The organism is Vibrio sp. SCSIO 43155, assembly GCF_023716605.1.
In the GTDB taxonomy this organism is placed as follows: domain Bacteria; phylum Pseudomonadota; class Gammaproteobacteria; order Enterobacterales; family Vibrionaceae; genus Vibrio; species Vibrio harveyi.
On record NZ_CP071852.1, the window covers coordinates 1872355 to 1894451 of the forward strand.

Sequence of the window (22097 nt, forward strand, 5' to 3'; positions counted from 1 at the left end):
CCTATTATTTAACTATGGATTAGTAAAAATATATATTTAAATCCCATTTTAATTACAATACTAATTCTATGAAAAATATTACAACCGCATGTCTTCTTTTATCCATGCTTGGTGTTTTAACTGGATGTGGTGGCGATGATTCTTCCGGTGGTGTCACGACAGTTCCTATCGCTGATGTGGATTCCGGCGATAAAAATGATGACACCACTGACGCAGATTCAGATTCAGATTCAGATTCAGATTCAGATTCAGATTCAGATTCAGATTCAGATTCAGATTCAGATTCTACAGCAGATGATGACGATACGGATACTGTCAACGATGACGACACCGTTACCGATGATGATACAACATCAGACGATGATAAAGACTCAGATGATGACACTACGGGTGATGATGACTCTACCAAAGACGACGGAACCACTGACGACGATACTGACGTAGATGACGATACCGAGCTTTTCCCACACAAAGGAAAATGTACTGTTACGGAACTTAACCTTGACCGAGTTAATATCGAATCACGTGTCGCCAACAGCGACTACGAGTGTATGAGAACTTGGTTCTCCCCTTCTGCTGAACAAGCAGATACCGTTTTTAGCACATTGAGTGTCACACGAATTAACGCTGGCTTAAAAAAAGCAATTGAAGCTTATAAAGGGAAAAAGGAACAAGCTCAGCAGATTTATTACTTGGGCGAGTTTATCAAAGCAGCGTATAAGAACCGACACGACACGTTTGCACGAGACTTACAGCCTTTCCCTTCGGAATTGGGCGCAGAGATCGCCGCTACGATCCAAGAGTTTTTACGCTCACCACACGCATTAACAAATGGACGTGAACAACAAGAAGCACTGGCATCCATGTTGATTGTTGTTGATAGCATTAGACAACTTGCCATTGCCGCTCCCGATGTTTTCGCTGTTCTCGATACCTTTTCTGAAGACAAAAGCGAGAGCTACTATTATCGCAAAGCGATCAACAATGTTTTTATCGCTATGGCAGGGCATTCCCAAACCAAAGCGTTTTACGATCTTATCGAGTCTGACCCACGTTATATTCATCGTTTGAGTGCTTTTATAACCAACAACGAATGGGCGATCGGAACGGATTCTGAACAATTACTCGGCAACGCCGCCCGTGAGCTCGCTAGACTTGTCAAAACCCAAGATGCGAGCACAAAACAAGTCGTCATCGATACTTTACGTAGCTTGTTGGCACGTTACCCACTCGGTGGCAAATCGGACCGAATATGGGTTGGTATTGCTGAAATGGTCAATGCTTATGCGCCGGATTACCTAGAACAACTCGGGCTTGGTAATGCGAAGCAAGATCTAAAACAGAAAATCATGACATTCAGTTACGACTGTCGTGGACCTGCGCAAATACTCGCTCAGGAAATGACTGAAGCTCAAGCAGTGACAAGCTGCGAAACATTGAACCTGAAAGAAGATGACTTCCACCAAATTGTTAACACGGGATATCAGCCTGTCGCTGATGATCATAGCGACAGTGTTGACGTTATTGTTTTTAAAACCAAAAACGACTATTCAACCTACTCTAGCTTCCTATTCGGCAACACGACCAACAACGGCGGACAATTCCTCGAGCGAGACCCTTCCAAGCAAGGAAATGTACCTCGATTCGTCGCTTATCAAAACGGATGGGATGACGACTTTTCGATTCTAAACTTAGAGCATGAATACATTCACTATTTGGACGGACGATTTAACCAATACGGTGACTTCCACGAGACAATGCGCGAAGGTAGCATCGTTTGGTGGTTAGAAGGCTTCGCTGAATACATGCACTACAAAGACGGCTATACCGCGGCATTAGTACTTGGTAAAGACAAAACTCATACTTTAGATGAAGTGTTCCGTACCAACTACAGCGACGGTTTGAATCGTGTTTACCGTTGGGGCTACCTAGCCGTACGCTTTATGTTAGAAAAGCATCCTGAAGACGTAACCGAGCTTTTGGGATATTCACGCACCGGACAATACAAAGAGTGGGTTAAACTCCTTGAACGACTCGGTCCTACCTACAATACAGAGTTTCACTCATGGCTAGATGAAGTAACCAAAGACATCGATGACACGGACATTTCTAAGCCGAAGCCAAAAGAAAAACCGAAGAAAATTGAGCTCAATACCAGCGTTCAAGTTAGTGGTGAAAAGTTCGCAGAGAAACTTTTCTTTGTCGACGTGACGCAGAGCTTCAATCAATTGGAAGTATCGATTACCGGTAGCGGTGACGCCGATTTATATGCTTGTTATGACAAAGTCTGTCACTACTTTGAGTACGAGTGGACCAACTTTACTCATGGCAGTAACGAATCCATTTCGATTCCAAAGAATGAAGACGGCACCATAAAAACGGGTCAATACTATTTCAGTATCAGTGGTCGTGACGAGTTCGACGTAGAGCTATCAGTGGTCGCGAAATAAGCCACTCTCAACCTTCATTAAGCACCTGCTTTCCTCACGGTGCTTAATGAACATTAAATATAATTTATAGCGCTATTATAATTCTTAATTTCCTGAAGTAATTACTTTGGATATAAAATGCAAAACAATGCTTAAGTGTAACGTCGTAATATTAAATTGAAAAAGTGAATAATATGCAAAGGAATAAGCCTTACCTGCCTAACTTCAAATTGACTGACTTTGATATAGAAACATTAGTACAACCTATCATTTGCCCTAAAAGTCAAGAAATTCAATATTACGAAACGTTATCGAAGATTTGTACTTTTGACAAAAATAACATTAATAACGACGTCTTCTTTTCAATTGTAGATAATTCGTTTATTCAAACGCTCGCTTTACAGCAAATTCAATTTTCTCTCGCCCAATACCCACACCAGCGACACTCATTTAATATTAAGCTTTCATGTTTGGCTGACGAGCACTTTGTACAAAAGCTCTTAAGCTTCAACGGAGCCAAGTTCGCATTAGAAATCAGTGAGCTTGATTGCTATACCGAATCGAAAGAAATACACCATAACTTGTCGCAGTTACAGGCAAACAACATCGAAATTTGGTTGGATGATTATCATAGCAACAACAAACTCGCCAATATGTCGCTCGACACCATCTTTTGGGACCGTATTAAAATCGACAAAAGCTTCCTCAAGTACGCGGATCTAGAGTCTATACAAGCGTTAGAGTACTTCTTAGCACCATTTTGTTCTCGTGGTTTGATTTTTGAAGGTGTCGAAGACACTCAACATCATGAGATGCTTAAAGAGTGCCACTCTTTGGTCCAAGGCTACCACTATTCGCGCCCTTACCCATTGCAGTCTGAACAAGCTGTTTCGTTGTGTTCTTAACAAACGTCTTTCTTTTCCTAGCCATTCCTCCAGATAACGAAACGCCCAAAGATTCCCTCTTTGGGCGTTTTCATTTTCAAGCCACGTTCAAACTCCATCATCCGTAATCTAGCTAAGGTATTGATCTCAGTTTGCACATCCAATTTATGTTGTTTCAGGTCAAGTAACCACACTATAAACATGGAAATATTACCTTTCTGATACAACACTTAATAAAAAGGAGGTGCGTATGAAAAGATTCAAAAACATCTTGTTCGTTAGCCAAGGATTGGCTGGCAAAAGTGACTCACTGGAACAAGCAATGAAACTTGCCACAATCCATGACGCTCGCTTATCTGGGCTTATCGTGTGCCCTGAGATGCCATCCAATATGCGCGAATACCAACAGACCTACGAAAATTCTCTGATAGACTCACTATTTACTGACATTAAAACCGCACAGTTGAACGATCCTTTCTCTGACGATGTAGAGCCGTTCCCAATAAGCGTTGAGAGCGGTGACAAACCTGTTGTATCTATCATTCAACAAGTTAATAAACACCACTACGATCTGGTAATCAAAGATGCTGAGCCACTGGACGAGGGAACAAAAGGGTTTAAAGCGCTCGATATGAAATTATTGCGTAAGTGCCCTTGCCCTGTATGGCTAAACCGAGCAGCAAAACATGTAACGGTATCGAAACGAGTGGCGGTGGCTATCGATCCCATCATTTCCAGTGAAGAGCAACAAGAATTAACAGTTCATCTTCTCCAGTTAGCCCACTCCATCGCAGACTCCTACAACCAACAATTGCACATCGTGTCTTGTTGGGAGTATCAGATGGAAAGCTATCTAAGGCATCATATTTGGATTCAGATTGAAGATGAAGTGCTCGATCAACAAATCGATGCTCACCGAATCGCACACCGTGAAGCATTGGATTCCATCATCCAAATTTCTGAAATTGATGGAGAGTTCTTTATCCATCACTTGCACGGTTCCGCTGATGAGCAGATACCAAACTGGGTCAATAAAGAGGATGTAGATGTGCTTGTAATGGGCACCATTGCTCGAACGGGCATTCAAGGTATGGTCATTGGTAATACTGCAGAGAATGTATTGCAGTCACTCGACTGTTCTTTGGTGGCGTTAAAACCAAAGAGTTTCGTTTCTCCCCTTTCGGTTTGAGTCAAAACACCAACACCTGGAGGGAATATAAGGACGAAATATGCCTATATGCCCAAGTGACTTCAAGGTATGGATTCTGAGCGTTACGTTAGATTTGAACCCAAGGAACACTGGTTGCAACAGTCATTAAAAAAGGATGCCACTTGGCATCCTTTTGTTTTAAATCACTAAAGCGCAATTAAACGTCGTAAGTTGTCGACGCTGTGTTACCGCCTGTACCAGTCCAGTTTGTGTGGAAGAATTCACCACGTGGACGATCCGTACGCTCGTAAGTGTGAGCACCGAAGTAGTCACGTTGAGCTTGAAGCAGGTTAGCTGGTAGACGAGCAGTTGTGTAACCATCTAGGAAAGATAGCGCAGAAATCGTACATGGCATTGGGATACCAGACTCTAGAGATTTCGCTGCTACTTTACGCCATGCCGCTAGGCTACCTTGTAGGATGTTTTTGAAGTACTCATCAGAACCTAGGAATGCGATATCTGGGTTCGCTTCGTACGCATCACGAATATTGCCTAGGAACGCAGAACGGATGATACAACCACCACGCCACATTAGTGCTACGTTACCGTAGTTTAGGTCCCAACCATTTTCGTTCGATGCTTCTCGCATTAGCATGAAGCCTTGAGCGTAAGAGATGATTTTAGATGCTAGTAGTGCTTGACGTAGTGCATCAACCCACTCTTGCTTGTCGCCTTCAACTGGTGTGATTGTCTTACCGAATAGAGACTCAGCTTCAACACGTTGGTCTTTCAATGCAGATAGGCAACGAGAGAATACAGACTCAGAGATAAGAGTCAGTGGAATACCTAAGTCTAGTGCGTTGATACCAGTCCATTTACCAGTACCTTTTTGGCCTGCTGTATCTAGGATCTTCTCTACTAGTGGTTCACCGTCTTCATCTTTGTAGCCAAGGATGTCAGCAGTGATTTCAACAAGGTAGCTATCTAGCTCGGTTTTGTTCCAATCTGCGAATACAGCTTGCATCTCATCTGCAGACATACCAAGACCGTCTTTCATGAACTGGTAAGCTTCAGTGATAAGCTGCATGTCGCCGTATTCGATACCGTTGTGTACCATCTTAACGAAGTGACCTGCACCATCGTTACCAACCCAGTCACAACAAGGCTCACCAGCGTCAGTTTTCGCTGCAATACCTTGGAAGATAGGCTTAACAGCTTCCCATGCTTCAGCAGAACCACCAGGCATAATAGATGGACCAAAACGAGCACCTTCTTCACCACCAGATACACCAGTGCCGATGAAGTGGATGCCTTTTTCACGTAGTGCAGCAACGCGACGGTTTGTATCTGGGTAATTAGTGTTACCACCGTCAATAATGATGTCGCCTTTGTCTAGTAGAGGTACTAGAGCTTCGATGAACTTGTCTACAACTTCACCTGCGCGAACCATCAACATCACTTTACGTGGCGCTTCTAGCTTCTCTACTAGTTCTTCTAGAGAGTATGCACCGATGATGTTTGTGCCTTTCGCCGGACCTTCCAGGAACTCGTCTACTTTAGCAGCAGTACGGTTGTGAGCCACAACTTTGAAGCCGTGGTCGTTCATGTTTAGGATAAGGTTTTGACCCATTACAGCAAGGCCGATTACACCGATATCACCTTTCATTGTTTCTCTCCAATTGTCTTTTATTCGACCAGCGACCGTCTTAAACGATTTTCGCCGCTGCGTCTAAATCTAAATACCATTCCGTCAGACCCGATGTCGCTTGGATCTTCGCCGCCGGATATGGAAGTACGCGTGCTGGTGAGCTGTTAATCTCTTCAATGATATCTGCTTTACCAGCACCAAGTACTAAGTAACTGATGCGCTTCGCTGCTTCTAATACGCGTGCCGTCTTTGATACGCGAATCTGACCAGACTCAGGATGAGACGCCAACACTGATAGGTTCTCATCATCGTAGTTTGTCTGACCTGGGAACAGTGATGCAGTATGACCATCTGCGCCAACACCAAGCAAGATCCAATCAAACACAGGAGTGCCATTTTCAGTTGGAATCACTTCTGCCATCTCTTTCGCAAAACGTTCTGCTTCTACTTTTGGCTCTTCTTCACCACGGATACGGTGAATGTTCTCAGCAGGAATATTGACCTGCGTAAAGAGTAGAGCATTTGCTTCGCCATAGTTGCTTTCTGCATCATCAGGCGCAACGCAGCGCTCATCACCCCACCAAAAGTGGAGGTTTTGCCACTGAATTGACGTCGCGTAAGCCTCTGTTGCCAGAAGCTTAAACAGCATTTTAGGTGTGCTGCCGCCAGAAAGAGAGATGTGAACAGGTCGGCCCATTTCGCTAAACGCTTTCATATCGTTAGCAAGGCTTTCTACTACCTGCTCTGCTGTTTGGTAGATCTTGTGGTTGATCATAGTTCGCAGTAGTCCGTATCTGTTAGGTTTTTACAAGGGAAACGCCATGCGCGGTTAGCTCGCTGTAGCAAGTCGTCCGCTTCTTTTGGTCCCCATGTACCACATGCGTATCCGAATAGCGCTTGTGGGTCTTGCTTGAAATCTAGAATTGGTTGCACGTATTTCCAACACGCTTCAACCGCATCGCTACGAGCAAATAGCGTCGCATCACCGTTTAGGGCATCAAGAAGTAGACGCTCATAAGCAGTTAGCATTTGGGTTTCTTGCAGGTCAGCGTAATGGAAGTTCATTTTCACTTCCTTCGCTTTAAAGCCTGCGCCCGGCTCTTTCAGACCAAAGCTCATTTGGATGCCTTCGTCTGGCTGAATACGAATAATCAGCTTGTTCTCTGGTGCGTTTTGTCCAAACACTGGGTGTGGTGTTTGTTTAAAGTGGATAACCACTTCTGTCACGCGAGTCGGTAGACGCTTACCTGTACGTACGTAGAAAGGCACGCCATTCCAACGCCAGTTGTTGATGTAAGCTTTCAGACCGATGTAAGTCTCAGTACGAGAATCGTCTGCTACGCCGTTCTCTTCACGGTAACCTGGGAGTTGTTGACCACGAACTTCAGACGCCGTGTACTGACCCAATACTAAATCGTTGCGAAGTGCGTCTTCATCCAGTGGTTTAAGACACTGAAGCACTTTCACGACTTCATCACGCATCGCGTCAGCATTGATTTGTGCAGGTGGCTCCATACCAACCATTGCCAGTACTTGTAGCAAGTGGTTTTGGAACATGTCGCGAACCGCACCTGAGCCATCGTAGTAACCGCCACGCTCTTCTACGCCTAAGAATTCTGCGCCTGTGATTTCCACGTAATCAATAAAGTTACGGTTCCAAAGCGGCTCAAACATCGCGTTAGAGAAGCGAAGAACAAGCAGGTTTTGAACCGTTTCTTTGCCTAGGTAGTGGTCGATGCGGTAGATCTGATGCTCTTGGAAGTGTTCGTGGATCTCTTTATCCAGTGAACGCGCTGATTCAAGGTCGTAACCGAATGGTTTTTCAATGATCAGACGCTTCCAACCATCTTCCTCATTGTTCAGACCGTGAGCTGCAAGGCTTGCAGGAATCACGCTGTATAGGCTTGGTGGCGTTGCAAGATAGAAAAGCGTATTACGTTGTTCGAATTGGTATTCGTTTGCCAGTTGGTCTAAGCGTGTCGCCAACTTGCTGTAATCTTGTGTGTCAGAAGTATTGATTGCTTGGTAATGCAGGTGATTGATAAATGCATTAAGCGTTTCTGGCTCAGTTTTCTCCATTTCCTGAAGCGATTTTTTCAGCTTTTCACGGTAAGAATCGTCGCTGTACTCAGTACGACTTACGCCAAGAATGGCAAAATTCTCTGGAAGCTGTTTGTTCGCATAGAGGTGGTAGAGAGCAGGAATTAACTTACGGTACGTAAGGTCACCTGAAGCACCAAAAATAACGATGCTGCTGTTTTCTGGTATTACCATCATCTTTCCCTTAAAAACGAGGTACTTATTGTGTGCCCGGATACGGCTAAAGGATTGAGCCAACCCTATCAATGGCACTCAAAAATAGAAAATTGGTCTTACCTATTACGTTGATAGGTAAAGCCTATAGTCTCAAATCACTACAACTACTGAGCCCCTTAAACATAGTCTGGTTCTCAACATTTGGAGGTCATATAAGACGCTTATGTCTCTCGAGTACAACCTTGCACTCTTCGGAGGAGATTTCCGACACGGGGGCGTATTGTCTACGACTATTTGATTTACATCAACACTTGGCGGTGCAAACGTTTAAATAATTTACACAAATCATCATAATTAATTGAATTAAAAGAAATAAATACCCTGCCCGGTCTAGTGATAAAATTTAAGCAAAAACTCTAAAAAGATTATTTATTGTTCAATTTTGCAATCCATTACATAAGCTCTGTGCACTATGCAGAATTTACAACTCTACTTCATAGTTGTTGATAATGATACTTAATTAAAGATAATGGCGTATTCTATCAACACACGTTAGGACTGCTATGAATCAGGGCTCAGCAAAACAGCAATCGACGCATCGTATTCAAGGCGTATTGGATTACATTCATAGTAATCTTGATTCCCCTTTGAGCGTTGATGACATTTCGCAACAAAGTTGCTGGTCTCGCTGGCAGTTGCAGCGCGTGTTTCAGCAGCAAACAGGACTTTCGGTTGCAAACTACGTTAGAGAGCTTAAGTTAAGCTACGCAGCAGAGCGATTAGTCGGCGGAAGTGAGCGCTCTTTGGATATTGCGCTGGAAATGGGGTTTGCCTCCGAGCACGCATTCAGCCGCGCATTCAAGCAGATGTTTTCTGTCAGCCCTCGCGAATATAGAAAGAACCAACAGTTATCAGGGTTACGTAAACCATTTACGTTACGCCACCTTCCAGAAGCGTCGCACAATGACGGGCACTTTATCGAAGTAAAGATAGAAACGAAACCAAGCTTTTATCTACAGGGGCTTTCTCAACCAATCAGCGGTTTGTTCTCCCCTTCTCCAAACTTCCATTACAAAGTCCCGCAGTTGTGGCTTCAGCTTTCTCTTATTGCCGATCAAGTCGAAGAGCCACCAGTTCGCCATCTCGGTGTTATTGATGTTACCCACCCTCACTTTGATGGTTCGAATCTTCAATATTGGGCAGGTTATGAACTCGACGACAATGTCCATTTACCAAGCATTCCAAATGCAGTGTCCGATCAACTAGAGACATTATTCGTACCACAGCAAACTTATGCCGTGATCACTCACATCGGTAAGGCAGCGAAACTTGCGCAAACCCTTGAGTGGTTCATCATGTGTTGGTTACCTGCTTCAAATTATCGCGGTGTCGATGGGTATGAGCTTGAAAATTATCCGGCAGACTACCAGCCAAACAGTGATAACGCCCAAATGCAATACTGGTTACCCGTAGAGCGTTGTTACAGCCGACACTCGAAGTAAGAGAAAAGTCCTATCCTTTAGAGCGAGTTGCACCAAATTGTTAACTTTTCTATTTTTCCTATCTATAAAATACAAATGACAATCATTATCAATAACTAGAAAAAGTAGTGGAATTAGGAAAAATGGAAACCCCGATTAAATTTCATCGCTCAACACTTGCAGTTGTTGTTTCTGCGCTGATCGCAGGACACGCTGTTGCTGACGAAGACGTAACTCAACTCGAAACAATGACCGTATTAGGTGAAACTTACCGAAATACGGCAACAAAAACGTCATTAGAACCAGAAGAAACCCCACAGGCAATCACCATCATTACGAAGGATGAGATGGATTTACGCGGAGTGAGCACGGTCAGCGAAGCACTTCGTTACTCATCTGGTGTAAATACCGAACTACGCGGTGGTGCCGTTACGCGTCTAGACCTATTCAATATCCGTGGTTTCATTAACTACACCAACTTCTACGATGGTCTCCCTCTCCTATTCAACGGTTGGAACTTACAGCCACAAATTGATGCGGCTGCGGTTGAGCAAGTTGAAGTGTTCAAAGGACCTACGTCTGTTTTATATGGAAACATTCCACCAGGCGGCATGGTCAACATCATCGCAAAGACTCCGCAATCTGAGCCAGCTAACACGGTATCAGTCAGTACTGGCACCAACAGCCTGAAAGAAGTGAACTTCGACACTACGGGGCAAATTGGTGATTCAAACGTGAACTACCGCATCGTAGGGATGGCGAAACAGCGAGATGGTCAAGCAGAAACATCAGAAGACGAACGTTATCTGATTGCGCCGTCATTCGACTGGCAAGCGACAGACAACACGCTTGTTAATATCAACGTGTACTACCAAAACGATCCTTCGGCAGGTATTTACACCACAGTTCCAGCTGCGGGCTCCGTTCTCGATAACCCACTCGGTTCGTTGTCTCCTGATACTTACTTGGGCGACAAAAACTGGAACACCTATGAACGTGAAGTGTTGATGATTGGCTACAAAATTCTGCACGACTTCAACAACAACTGGCAGTTCTTGCAAAATGCACGCTACATGACAGCTAACTCGTACCAAGAAAACACGTACAACAGCCCATTAGCCGCTGATAATCGTACGATTGGTCGTAATGCTTACCTCACGGATGAAGATTCAACTTCATTTGTGATTGATAACCAATTATCAGGTTACGTTGCCCATGGCAATTTCGAGCATAACTTGCTACTTGGGTTAGATTACCAATACCTAGATTCTGATGTGAAATACAAAGACACCTTAGGTGACTCACTTACGCAAGACATCTTTAATCCTAATCACAATCAGATTGACCGCGACGCTCTAAAGTTCGCTTACCAGCAGGCACTGGATATCAAGACGAAACAGCTTGGCGTTTACTTCCAAGACCAACTTCGCTACAACAACCTTGTGATGATTGCCGGACTTCGCTGGGATAAATACGAATCCGACACCAACACTGTGAGTGATTACCTAGGCACAGTCACACCGAGCAAGGAAAAGCTTGATGAAAACAACGTATCTTTCCGAGTTGGTGCGTTATACGAGCTTGATTTTGGTCTGTCTCCTTACCTGACTTACTCAGAGAGTTTTGAACCAATCGCGGGGGCTGATGCATCAGGTAAAGCGTTCGACCCTTCTACTGGTCATCAATGGGAGCTGGGCTTCAAATACGCCCCTCTGGGTGGTGACGTATCAGGCAACCTAGCGCTGTTCCATATCACCAAGAAAAACGCGATCTTGACCGATCCTAACAACCCATACGCACCGCAATACCAAGCTGGTGAAGTGGTTTCTCAAGGTGCAGAGCTAGAAGCGAAATGGCAAGCAACGCCGCAAGCTGACCTAACGCTAAACTACACCTATATCAATATGGAAATTAAAGAAGACAGCTATTACCACCAAGAAGGCAAAACGCCAGTGTGGGTACCAGAACAAACCGCTTCTTTATGGGCAAATTACTACTATGAAGGTACTTTAACAGGGCTTCGCACTAGTGCTGGGGTTCGTTACGTAGGTAAAACAGAAATGGATGCACAAAATAGTGACCAAGTGCCAGATTACACCTTGGTTGACCTAGCGGCGAGCTATGACTTATCGGCGGCTTCACAATCACTCGACGGCGCAAGCGTCACGCTGTCTGCGAGCAATATCTTTGATGAGGAATACTACAGCTGTTACGACAAGAACAACTGTTGGTTTGGTGCTGAACGATCTATCGAAGCGAAGCTTGAGTACAAGTTCTAACGCCTAACAAGCCGCTCAAACGAGTTCTTTTTCGAGAACATAAAAACAAACTGTATATTTCACAAATCAAAAGCGGTGGCTACCAATAAGCCACCGCTTTTCATTTCTCTTAGCTTTTACTACAGAGCGCTTCTGAACAGTATTTAAAGTTCGAGTTGAGTTACCTTGTCACTTTTCTGTAGCAACGCTCAGGTCGCCCTACCGTGCCATAATTTAAGTCTGCCTCTAATTCACCAGAACTGATCAAGTATTCCAAATAACGTCTGGCCGTTGTTCGGCTGGCACCAATTTGCTCTCCAGCTTCATCCGCCGTATACATCTCTTCACCGACGAACAATCCTCGAATTTTATCCAAAGTTACCCCATCAATCCCTTTGGGCAATCTGTGCGACGACGTGTCTGGTACCACATTTGATTGCAGCATCTTATCAACTAAATTCTGGTCCAAGCTTTCTGCGACATGGAGTTGTTGGCGTTGCGAAATGTACTTTTGCAATGCAGCCTCCAACCTTGGAAACATCACTGGCTTAAGCAGATAATCAACTACACCACCTCGCATCGCTTGTTGCAGTGTATCTACGTCTCTTGCCGCGGTAATTAAAATCACATCACAAGTTTGATTGTTCGCACGAAGCGTATTGAGGATCTCTAATCCTGTTCCATCGGGTAAATACACATCCATGAGCAGCAAATCAGGCTTGAGCACCTCAAGCTGTAATTCTGCTTCCATCCGTGTCGTTGCAATGCCCACCACTTCCAAGCCAGAGAGTTGGCTCAGATATTTATGATGTAGCTCTGCAATGGCAATATCATCCTCGATGATCATGACTCGCGTTGCCGTATTCATACTTGTTCTTCCTTAGGCAAATACACGGTAATTCTCGTTCCATGTTCTGTATTTGGTAGCATCTCAACATAACCGTGATAACGCGTCGCCAGTTGATTAACAAGATGCAATCCCACACCTCGATTCTGACGCGACTTGGTTGAAATGCCCTTTTTCAAAAGCTCTTGTGGCTCAATGTTTTCCGGTAGTCCACACCCTTGGTCGACAACCTCTAAAATCACTTCGTTGCCATAATCACCAATCGACACATCAATGCTGCGGCGCTCTAATGCGAACGCAGATTCAACACGAACGGCAGACAGCGTCGCATCGAAAGCGTTGTCGATTAGGTTGCCAAGTACCGTGACCAAATCTTCTGCATTTAACCATTCAGGTAATGGCTCCAATCGACTGCCTTCTTCTACCACTAACTGTAATCCCAACTCACGTGCACGCTCGGTTTTTCCCAGTAACATGCCAGCAATAAGCGGGTCTTTGATGGTATCGCGTAAAAATTCTATCATCGCTTGATAGTGCGCTGTCTCTTGCCCAATCAATTGTTGAACCGCTTCGAGTTCCCCCATCTGAACCAATCCGCTGATCGTATTGAGCTTATTTCTGTGCTCGTGAGTCTGAGAACGAAGCAAATCAGCGTATTCTTTAGTTTGCGAAAGCTGTTCAGTAAGTTCGTTTATTTCATCACGCAGACGGAAACTGGAAACCGCACCGACGATTTTTCCTTCGACGTAGATTGGCGAACGGTTGGCAATTAAACGCTTGTGATTAAGGAAGATCTCGATATCGTGATCTTCTTGCCCTGTTTCCAGCACGGTATACAAATCGCTGTCTCGCAGGGTATCTGTCAGCGGTTTATTCAGAGCCGATTCCCTTTCAATACCTAAAATCTGACACGCACTTCGGTTGATGGAACGCAATACACCTTGGGCATCAATACTTAATACCCCTTCTTTAATAGTGCTCATGGTGACGTCGAGTTCACCGTACAAACGTCCAATTTCCTCTGGTTCAAAACCCAAAATGGCACGCTGAAATTTTCGGGATGCATAGTTGGAAACAATCGCGTTGGCAGCAACAACGATCAATGCCATTAAGATAAGGAAGGCAAAGAAAGGCTCGATGCGGTCTTGTAAGCGTTCCAGCAAATAACCGACCGAAACCACACCAATGATGTTGCCTTGTTGATCGAAAATTGCTGCTTTACCACGGACGGAATAACCCAATGATCCTTGAGCTGTCGAGATGTATGACTTACCTTCCACCAGCGCTCGTTGGTTGTCGCCGCCTTTCATTGGCTTACCGATGCGCTCGTCGATAGGGTGAATCAAACGCACACCATTTTTATCCCCAATCACAATGAACGCAGCACCAAGTGCCTCAGTCATTTCACGAAACCGCTGTTGATAAGGATCGGTATTCTGAGACTCAATCATTTCACGAACAATATGAGAAGTAGACAAGAAACGAGCAACGCCAAGCGCTTTCTCCCCCATCTCTTGTTCTTGGTCGAATTTTAGGTAGGTAAAGCCCGCAGCCACCAGAATAAGAAGTTCGATCAAACCCGACAGCGTCATAATAATAAGCATGCGCTTACGAAAGCTGATCCGACTCCAACTCATTGATATTTCCTTTATCTTCGCCAGTTTTCCACGTCACTGTGGCACACTTGCCTAAGTTAACACTGAGTTAACATGCTCGCTCTAATCAAATGACAAATCTGTGAACAGACGAAACGTTCTGAACGGTTTACGGTTAATTTATAGGCGTGCCGTGCTTTCTTCAGTTCGAACAAACCCGTTCCAACACTTAGCTTTGTCACTCATGGCTCATTTAGCGCATTTATAGCCGCCGTGAAATATCAAAATTCAATCATAATGCTAACGAAATAATGTTGTAATTTATTCAACATCATACATAAATTGCCATCTAAATCTTGAACATGATCACACCAAATTTAGCGGTTTTTGAGGCGTTTTTAGACTTTCGATCGTATAATCTTTAGTCAAGAAGCCTAGCAGAGCTTCGAACAAAGAAAGCAGCCAACTGGAAGTCTATTTAACGCTCAACACTTGCGTCAGTAAATTGAAGATACATTGATAAAAATACAAATACTGACCGTAGGACAACCACTTAGACACCATCTGCAATTGCAATAACTATAAACAGAGGTGCTTTTATAGTTAGAAGGAACACCAAAACATGGAACGCGATACATTTGGAATTTGCCTGAATAAGGCTATGCTGTCAGAGAATATGTATTCAACGTTTACGCACGTCAGGGCTTATGAAAAGAGTGACACCAGTTCTTCTGATCTCAAGGTGCTGCTTTCATTCCCACAGATGAGTGGTAAAGACTTACTGAATACTATGCGAGGCTCTCGTCAGCTTGAGTGGAGAGCAGAATTTCACTGCCCTTCGATGAAGTGAATCAGTACAAGTCACACAACAACGGTGCGTCCAGCTAAGCCCCACTTAACTGGGCGCAACATTTAACCAACATTTCTTTTGCCCAATCACTTAACACTTTGTAGTGAATACTTTATATTAGAGCTTATACTCTAAAGCAAAGTAGCCACTATGAAACAAACCGGAAAGTTCTGGATTTTGGGTCTTCTCAGCAGCTCAATTTCTCTTGCCTGTCACTCGGCTCCCATCACATTCGATGATGCATGGAATTTGTTGTTAGAAAACAACTATTCCCTTAAAGCACAACGTGCCAATGTTGAAAGCTACGAATACCAACAAAGCGCAACTGATAACCTCAATTTGCCGCAAGTCAGTATTGGTGCGAACTACACACGCTTAGATACCGACGTAACACTGTCTGGTCAGCAAATTCTCGACAGCACTGGGCAACACATTAGCGTGCCACCTGTTTTCCAACCTATTTTTAGCGCTCTTGCGAATACCACATCGACGATCACCGAACGCGACATCTTCTCTTCTTCGATTCGTGCTATCTGGCCGATATTTACTGGCGGTCGCATCAATGCAGCTCAAACCGCCGCAGAAGGTAAAACGGACGAGGCAAAAAGCCAACTCGCAATGGAGCAGCAAGCTCGCTTTGAAGATCTCTCCAAATACTACTTCTCGGTCGTGCTCGCCAAAGAAGTATTAGCAACACGTCAAGCCGTAGAAAAAGGCTTAACCAAGCACCGTGATTTTGCGATTAAAATGGAAGAGCAAGGTCAAATCGCCCGTGTTGAGCGCCTTCAAGCCGAAGCGTCATTAGACAAGGCTAAGGTCGAGACGCGCAAAGCTGCCAGTGACCTGAGTATTGCTCAAGCGGCTTTGGGCAAGATCTTAGCGCAGAGCGATTCAGTAGAACCTTCAGAAACGCTGTTTATCAACAACAACCTTCCACCGTTGAGTGCGTTTGTTGATCAAACACTACTGACCTACCCCGGCTTAGATTTGTTGGATGCCAAGCACAAACAAGCGTCGAGCTTAATCAAAGCCGAGAGAGGCAAATACTATCCGGAAGTTTACCTATACGGTGATTACAGCCTATATGAAGACGATTCCCTTGCCAGCCAAATGAAACCGGATTGGCTAGTGGGTGTTGGCGTTAACATCCCTCTAGTTGAGTCCACTGGTCGTAGCGAGAAAGTAAAAGCAGCACAAAGCATGGTCACCCAAGTGGATGCGCTGAAATCACAAGCGAAGCAAGACTTGTCGCTTCTAGTACAAAAGACCTACCTAGAAGCACAACAAGCCATTGATGAAGTGCAAGGTCTAGAATCTAGTATCGCCCTTGCGGACGAGAACCTACGCTTGCGCGAAAAAGCATTCACTCAGGGCTTATCGTCCTCTTTGGATGTCGTGGACGCGCAACTGTATGTCGCCAGCGTAGAAACACAGCAATCAGCGGCACGTTTCCGTTATCTGATTTCATTAACCAAACTATTAGCACTGAGCAGCGAAATGAACAGCTTCGCTCAATACCAACATACTGCTTACGTTCCAGCATCAGCATCCAAAGAGGCAAAATAAGTCATGGCAGCAAAATCTCTAAAACCCGCTCTACTATCACTTTGTGCTTTGGGTGTCGCTTCTTGGGTTGGTTATCAGTTCTACCAAGCGTATCAACCAGAACCGGCACGTTTACAGGGGTTGATTGAAGCGCAGCAATACAGCATCTCTTCTAAAGTTCCTGGTCGTATTGATGAAGTCATGGTGCGCAAAGGCGATGATGTCGAAAAAGGTCAGTTGATCTTTACCCTTCACAGTCCAGAAATCGAAGCAAAATTGGAGCAAGCCAAGGCAGGTGAAAAAGCCGCTGGCGCACTGGCATTAGAAGCAGAAAAAGGTGCACGTGAGCAACAAATTCAAGCCGCAAAAGACCAATGGTTGAAAGCGAAAGCGGCTGCAGATTTGATGGAAAAGACCTACCAACGTGTAAACAACCTTTATAAAGATGGCGTAGTCGCGGAGCAAAAACGCGACGAAGCCATGACGCAATGGCAAGCATCTAAATACACCGAAAGCGCAGCGTTCCAAATGTACAACATGGCGAAAGAAGGCGCGCGTAGCGAAACCAAAGTCGCAGCAGCAGAAAAAGCACGCATGGCGGCTGGCGCAGTAGCGGAAGTAGAAGCGTATGCCAAAGACACGCAAATCTACAGCTGGTTTGATGGTGAAGTCTCTCAAGTTTTACTGCAAAGCGGCGAACTTGCACCTCAAGGCTTCCCGGTTGTGACGGTTATTGATACCCAAGATTCTTGGGCAACACTGAACGTACGCGAAGATTTGCTCAAACACTTCACCAAAGGCACGACCTTTAAAGCTTACCTACCAGCATTGGATAAAGACGTTGAGTTTAAAGTCACCCATGTTGCCGTAATGGGCGATTTCGCTACATGGCGCGCGACAGACGCATCGAAAGGTTTTGATCTTCGCACATTCGAAGTGGAAGCTCGCCCTACCCAACCAGAGCCTGAGCTACGCATGGGCATGAGTGTTGTGGTTGAGCTGTAATCGCGTTGGCTTAAGACTATGACGATTCAAATCTCACAACGACAAATCCTGCGGCGCGATAAGTGGTTATTATCTTGCCTGACATGGGTGCCGATCTTATTGGCCGTCACTATTTGGGGTGTTTTCTCTGCAGGTATTGCAAGAGATCTCCCGATTGGTGTGGTTGATTTGCAGCACTCGCAGTTGTCACGCAAGATGATTCAATCTCTTGATGCCTCTTCCACTCTTTCTGTTGATTATCACTACACTAGTTCAACAGAAGCGAAGAACGCGATGATCGAGGGTGATATCTACGCTTATGCTGTGATTCCACCTAAATTTGACCAAGACATTCTTTTGCATCGACAACCGCAGTTATCGGTCTTCTTTAACAGCCAATACATTTTGGTTGCCAAGTTGATCAACTCGGCAGTCGCTCAGTCTCAAGGGTATTTTGATGCGCAGCTAGAAACCATGGGTAACTTAGCAAAGGGGAATACCACAACGCTTGCTGCCGTTGGTCAAGCCGTGCCGATTTCGACTCAGATTACGGCTCTGTTTAACCGCAACACCAACTACGCTCAGTTTTTGGTGACAGCGATTGTTCCGGCGATCTGGCAGATCTGTGTCGTAGTCAGCACCATTTTGATCCTCGCGGCGCATTTTCGCCTTTATGGTAACGGCAACAATAGTTTTGCTTTCTTAGGCGAGCGCCCTTTCACTCGACTAAGCAAAATTCTAAGCCAGTACATTCCTGTCTTTATGGCACAAGGCGCGCTGTTCTTAGTCTGGTTCTACATGGTGCTTGATTGGCCGATGGAAGGCAGTTATCTGGTGATGCTATTAGCGCAGTTCGTAACGACTATCGCATGCATCATCATGGGGGCATTGTTCTTCTTCCTATCGATGGACCCAGCTCGCGCGATGAGCTTTGCTGGCGCATTTACCGCGCCTAGCTTCGCGTTTATGGGTATTACTTTCCCCGTTTCAGACATGAATGCTCTTGCCCATGCATGGAGAGGATTGCTGCCAATTACGCATTACATCGAAGTTCAAGTGGACCAAGCAAGCTACGGCGCAAGTGCGGCACAATCTATCGGCTCACTCTGGCCGATGGTTGGGTACATTATCCCGCTACTGATGACGGCAGCTTTATTAGCAAAACATCGCAACACAGCTTTGCTAAACAGCGCATCTTCAACAGATAGCAAGCAGGAGGTTGTATGACACTGTGGCAACTGATTAAAACAGAACTTCGCTCAGTGATGACCAACCCTGTCGTGGTACTGACGGTCTTTGGTGGCGTGGTATTTTACTCCTTCTTATACCCGCTTCCATACGCACAACAAACACCGAGGGAACAGTCAATAGCGATTGTGAATCTCGATGGAAGCCAAACCAGTTTAACCTTAGAACGCATGGTCGATGCGACGCCTCAGGTTAAGGTAGTGACGCGTTTACATACTATTGCCGATGCGAAACAAGCATTCTTAAACCGAGAGATAACTGGCTTCTTGGTGATTCCAGAACACTTCTACAAAGATTTGATGCTTGGCAGCAGCCCTACTCTGGCTTATGCCGCCGACGCTTCTTACTTCTTAGTGTACGGCACAGTCGTCGAAGGTTTAGCACAAGCTGGTGGTACGCTTGGCGCTCAAGTTAAAGTAAGCAAGATGGTAATCGATGGAGTGCCACTAAGCATGGCGAGCCATGATTACTCCGCGATTAAGCTGAACATGAAGCCAACCTTCAACCCAACCATGGGCTACATCGAATACGTGGTGCCAGCGGTGTTTGTATTGATCCTTCAACAAACGTTGATCATGGCAGTCGGGTTGCAAACCGGTACTCAGCGCCATGGTCGTGGGTATTGGTCACAAGTGCCAACAGGGGCTCTGTTGCTGGCCAGAACCTTGGTCTTCGTTGCTATCTACTACTTACTCAGCGCCTATTATTTTGGCTTCAGTTTTGAACGCTTGAACGTCAATCATGTTGCCAATGCCGGTGAATTGTTGACCTTGCTGTTGCCGTTCTTGCTCGGCTGTTGTGGCTTAGGTTTATGGCTCGGTTACTTGTTACCAAGACGCGAGTTGGTGACATTGGTCGTGCTGGTTAGCTCAATGCCATTAATCTTCTTAGCAGGCTTTATTTGGCCGGTTGAATCGATTCCTGCCCCACTACTTTGGTTTGCAGACTTGAGCCCGAGCACTTGGGCAATCAAAGGCTTTTTAGCACTCAACCAAATGGGCGCAACGTGGCAGCAAGTTGCAAAGCACTGGACTGCTCTTTGGGTGCTTACAGTACTTTGGGGCGGCGTTGCTTACTGGATCGCCAAACGCAACACCAAACCAGTAGTAACAGAAAGCTTAGGTTAACGGCTGTTTATCCAATTAAGAAAGGGGCTCATGTAGCCCCTTTTTGTTTGTGTGGGTGTTCTAGTGACTGAGCTGAGCTGAAGAGTCATTGACTTACTTCTGGACAGAAGTGAGTTTGCCAACATTACCATAATTGGATTTATATCAGTAAAAAGAACACTACTTCTTAAGCTCTTTTAGTTTGCTATCATAACTTTAGATATTACCAATTAAGGATTCTGTTACATTTCTAGGGACACAGAACATTTGCATACCCAATCATTGCGTTTTTGACCATATTTCACCCTTTTAACTTTCTATTTTTCAGTCTTCGACGCAGCCATTCGACGCAAAAATACGAGTTGGTTGTTTAGCTCATCCAGAGAGTATTGCCCAGACTCAAGTCCACTCAATGTTAACGTCAGCATCGAATATGATGGCACGTTGTCAATGACCTCTCGAATTAACTGATCGCCCTTTTGGGTCTTTCGTTCAAGATGGAACGGTGCGTAGTAATACATGACAAACAGTAGCGATAGGGCTCGCCAAGTCGTCGTTGCCGATACTTTGAAATGCTCTTTGTTGTTTTTCGTTTTGTGAGAATACACCTTCATTGGTATGCCGAGTCTCGACTTAATCTGCGTTTTCACATCGTTACAAAACTGCTCACAATGTAGATCGAAGCTCAAATGCAATCGACCTTTCCCACCTCGAGTAATGCAACCATCTCCGGCAAACAATCCTGCCAGATAGCTGAAAAAATACTTGTCAGGCAGTGATAATATTTTGTCAGATAGTTGTATAACGTCCTGCTCTTTGTTTTCTGGTATTCCTAGTTCTGATAAAAATGCCGCAAGGTAGGAGTCCTCGAGATGCGCTCGTGCGACCGGCTTTGAGTTTTCATAGGCAGTATCATTATGATCGGAGTGAGCAATAATTAGTTTCGGTCCAACGTTACCTTCTATGCTGTGATTGAGTAGCGATGGTATACAATAATCTGATAGGTAGAATCCATCAGTTTGGGTTATCACTAGAACTGTTGAACCATCACTTATCGAACCGTCAGCAAATGTGAACCCTATGGTAGTCCAAATGCGCGATAGGCTCGCCTCATCAGATGAGAGCAGGATATAGTCCTTCAGATTGAGGTATTGGTGCAATCTGTCTTTACGCCGAGTCTTACGGGTCTCCCTCTCATCTCCGTTATGGGTATCGATAAACCAAGATTTTGCCCGTTTTTCTCTGTGGGCAGACAAATCACTTTCATTAACAGCATAGATGTATGAATGTCCCTGTGCAATTACGTTTTTGAATTGCTCAAAACTTGTATTCGTATGATGCTGGCGAACGCTGAGGTTCATCTCTTGTAGTAGATCACGAACAGTCTTATATTTGAGCTCATGCTGTGCGAGATCACTCTGAATGACACTAATAATATGATCTTTGGATAGGACATCAACATCATCAATCCTCGCATAAGCATCTTTGATCAAACTCTTAGTGTAACGTTTTTTATTAAACCCAATCTTACCCAATTTTTTACTAACTGCGGACTTCATCGAATCTAGGCTAGCGTAACCCAACTCGTTATAGCTATACTCATCGCATAAGGTTTTCACGTCCGCCATACTGACATTTTGTTCACATTGGTTGATATAGCGTTTAACGATGATATCTATAATCTCGCTCATATATGCCTCTCTCTACACGTTATGCTTTAACAGCATAATATGATTTCTTCCGTTACTCACGGCACTTATCACGAGCGAGGACTGCTTTTGACCAATTTGGTATGATTTTCTTGATAACTCATTAA

16 protein-coding genes are annotated in these 22097 nt (G+C 44.8%); 10 read left to right on the forward strand and 6 right to left on the reverse strand.

The features are described 5' to 3' along the window. The first annotated feature begins 104 nt into the window (after positions 1-104). The 3 genes from J4N44_RS08410 (at position 105) to J4N44_RS08420 (ending at position 4502) form a co-directional block, all read left to right on the forward strand. A complete protein-coding gene (locus tag J4N44_RS08410) occupies positions 105-2450 on the forward strand; it encodes a M9 family metallopeptidase (protein WP_252045090.1) in 2346 nt (781 codons plus the stop codon). Positions 2451-2623: 173 nt separating this feature from the next. After that, the gene (locus tag J4N44_RS08415) at positions 2624-3334 is read left to right on the forward strand and encodes an EAL domain-containing protein (RefSeq protein ID WP_050908520.1); all 711 of its coding nucleotides are present in this window, start codon (positions 2624-2626) and stop codon (positions 3332-3334) included. A 229-nt stretch (positions 3335-3563) separates the two neighbouring features. Beyond that, entirely contained in the window at positions 3564-4502 is a 939-nt protein-coding gene (locus tag J4N44_RS08420) for a universal stress protein (protein ID WP_009697497.1), read from the forward strand. A gap of 178 nt (positions 4503-4680) precedes the next feature. Here J4N44_RS08420 and gnd read toward each other — a convergent pair whose 3' ends face one another. The 3 genes from gnd to zwf are packed head-to-tail and all read right to left on the reverse strand — an operon-like array spanning position 4681 to position 8385. Next, complete coding sequence (gnd, locus tag J4N44_RS08425; RefSeq protein WP_005445995.1) at positions 4681-6129, reverse strand: decarboxylating NADP(+)-dependent phosphogluconate dehydrogenase; 1449 nt, start codon at positions 6127-6129, stop codon at positions 4681-4683. A 40-nt stretch (positions 6130-6169) separates the two neighbouring features. Continuing rightward, the gene (pgl, locus tag J4N44_RS08430; protein ID WP_009697496.1) at positions 6170-6886 is read right to left on the reverse strand and encodes a 6-phosphogluconolactonase; all 717 of its coding nucleotides are present in this window, start codon (positions 6884-6886) and stop codon (positions 6170-6172) included. Continuing rightward, entirely contained in the window at positions 6883-8385 is a 1503-nt protein-coding gene (gene zwf, locus J4N44_RS08435; protein ID WP_005445999.1) for a glucose-6-phosphate dehydrogenase, read from the reverse strand. Before zwf ends, pgl begins: the two co-directional genes overlap by 4 nt. A 545-nt stretch (positions 8386-8930) precedes the next feature. On the opposite strand from zwf, the gene J4N44_RS08440 reads away from it, so the two are divergent. Both J4N44_RS08440 and J4N44_RS08445 read left to right on the forward strand, forming a co-directional pair. Beyond that, positions 8931-9869 carry an AraC family transcriptional regulator gene (locus tag J4N44_RS08440; RefSeq protein WP_252044189.1) on the forward strand — a complete coding sequence of 313 codons (939 nt, stop codon included), beginning with the start codon at positions 8931-8933 and terminating at the stop codon, positions 9867-9869. Between the two features lie 122 nt (positions 9870-9991). Then, positions 9992-12127 carry a TonB-dependent siderophore receptor gene (locus tag J4N44_RS08445; RefSeq protein ID WP_252044191.1) on the forward strand — a complete coding sequence of 712 codons (2136 nt, stop codon included), beginning with the start codon at positions 9992-9994 and terminating at the stop codon, positions 12125-12127. A gap of 160 nt (positions 12128-12287) precedes the next feature. Here the strand turns inward: J4N44_RS08445 and J4N44_RS08450 are convergent, their stop codons facing one another. After that, positions 12288-12974, reverse strand: coding sequence for a response regulator (locus J4N44_RS08450; protein WP_017818094.1), 687 nt, complete (start codon positions 12972-12974; stop codon positions 12288-12290). After that, on the reverse strand, positions 12971-14590 hold the full coding sequence (locus tag J4N44_RS08455; RefSeq protein ID WP_252044194.1) for an ATP-binding protein: 1620 nt from the start codon (positions 14588-14590) through the stop codon (positions 12971-12973). The genes J4N44_RS08450 and J4N44_RS08455 overlap by 4 nt, the downstream gene beginning before the upstream one ends. Positions 14591-15170: 580 nt before the next feature. On the opposite strand from J4N44_RS08455, the gene J4N44_RS08460 reads away from it, so the two are divergent. The 5 genes from J4N44_RS08460 (at position 15171) to J4N44_RS08480 (ending at position 20302) form a co-directional block, all read left to right on the forward strand. Beyond that, the gene (locus J4N44_RS08460; RefSeq protein ID WP_005446009.1) at positions 15171-15398 is read left to right on the forward strand and encodes a hypothetical protein; all 228 of its coding nucleotides are present in this window, start codon (positions 15171-15173) and stop codon (positions 15396-15398) included. Positions 15399-15548: 150 nt separating this feature from the next. Next, on the forward strand, positions 15549-16964 hold the full coding sequence (locus tag J4N44_RS08465; protein ID WP_252044197.1) for a TolC family protein: 1416 nt from the start codon (positions 15549-15551) through the stop codon (positions 16962-16964). Positions 16965-16967: 3 nt separating this feature from the next. Next, entirely contained in the window at positions 16968-17948 is a 981-nt protein-coding gene (locus J4N44_RS08470; protein WP_005446013.1) for an HlyD family secretion protein, read from the forward strand. Between the two features lie 18 nt (positions 17949-17966). Further along, complete coding sequence (locus J4N44_RS08475; protein WP_045489129.1) at positions 17967-19154, forward strand: ABC transporter permease; 1188 nt, start codon at positions 17967-17969, stop codon at positions 19152-19154. Next, positions 19151-20302: an ABC transporter permease gene (locus J4N44_RS08480; protein WP_252044198.1), complete on the forward strand. Its 1152-nt coding sequence runs from the start codon at positions 19151-19153 to the stop codon at positions 20300-20302. Before J4N44_RS08475 ends, J4N44_RS08480 begins: the two co-directional genes overlap by 4 nt. Before the next feature lie 296 nt (positions 20303-20598). Here J4N44_RS08480 and J4N44_RS08485 read toward each other — a convergent pair whose 3' ends face one another. Further along, complete coding sequence (locus tag J4N44_RS08485) at positions 20599-21972, reverse strand: LAGLIDADG family homing endonuclease (RefSeq protein ID WP_252044199.1); 1374 nt, start codon at positions 21970-21972, stop codon at positions 20599-20601. Positions 21973-22097 lie beyond the last annotated feature (125 nt).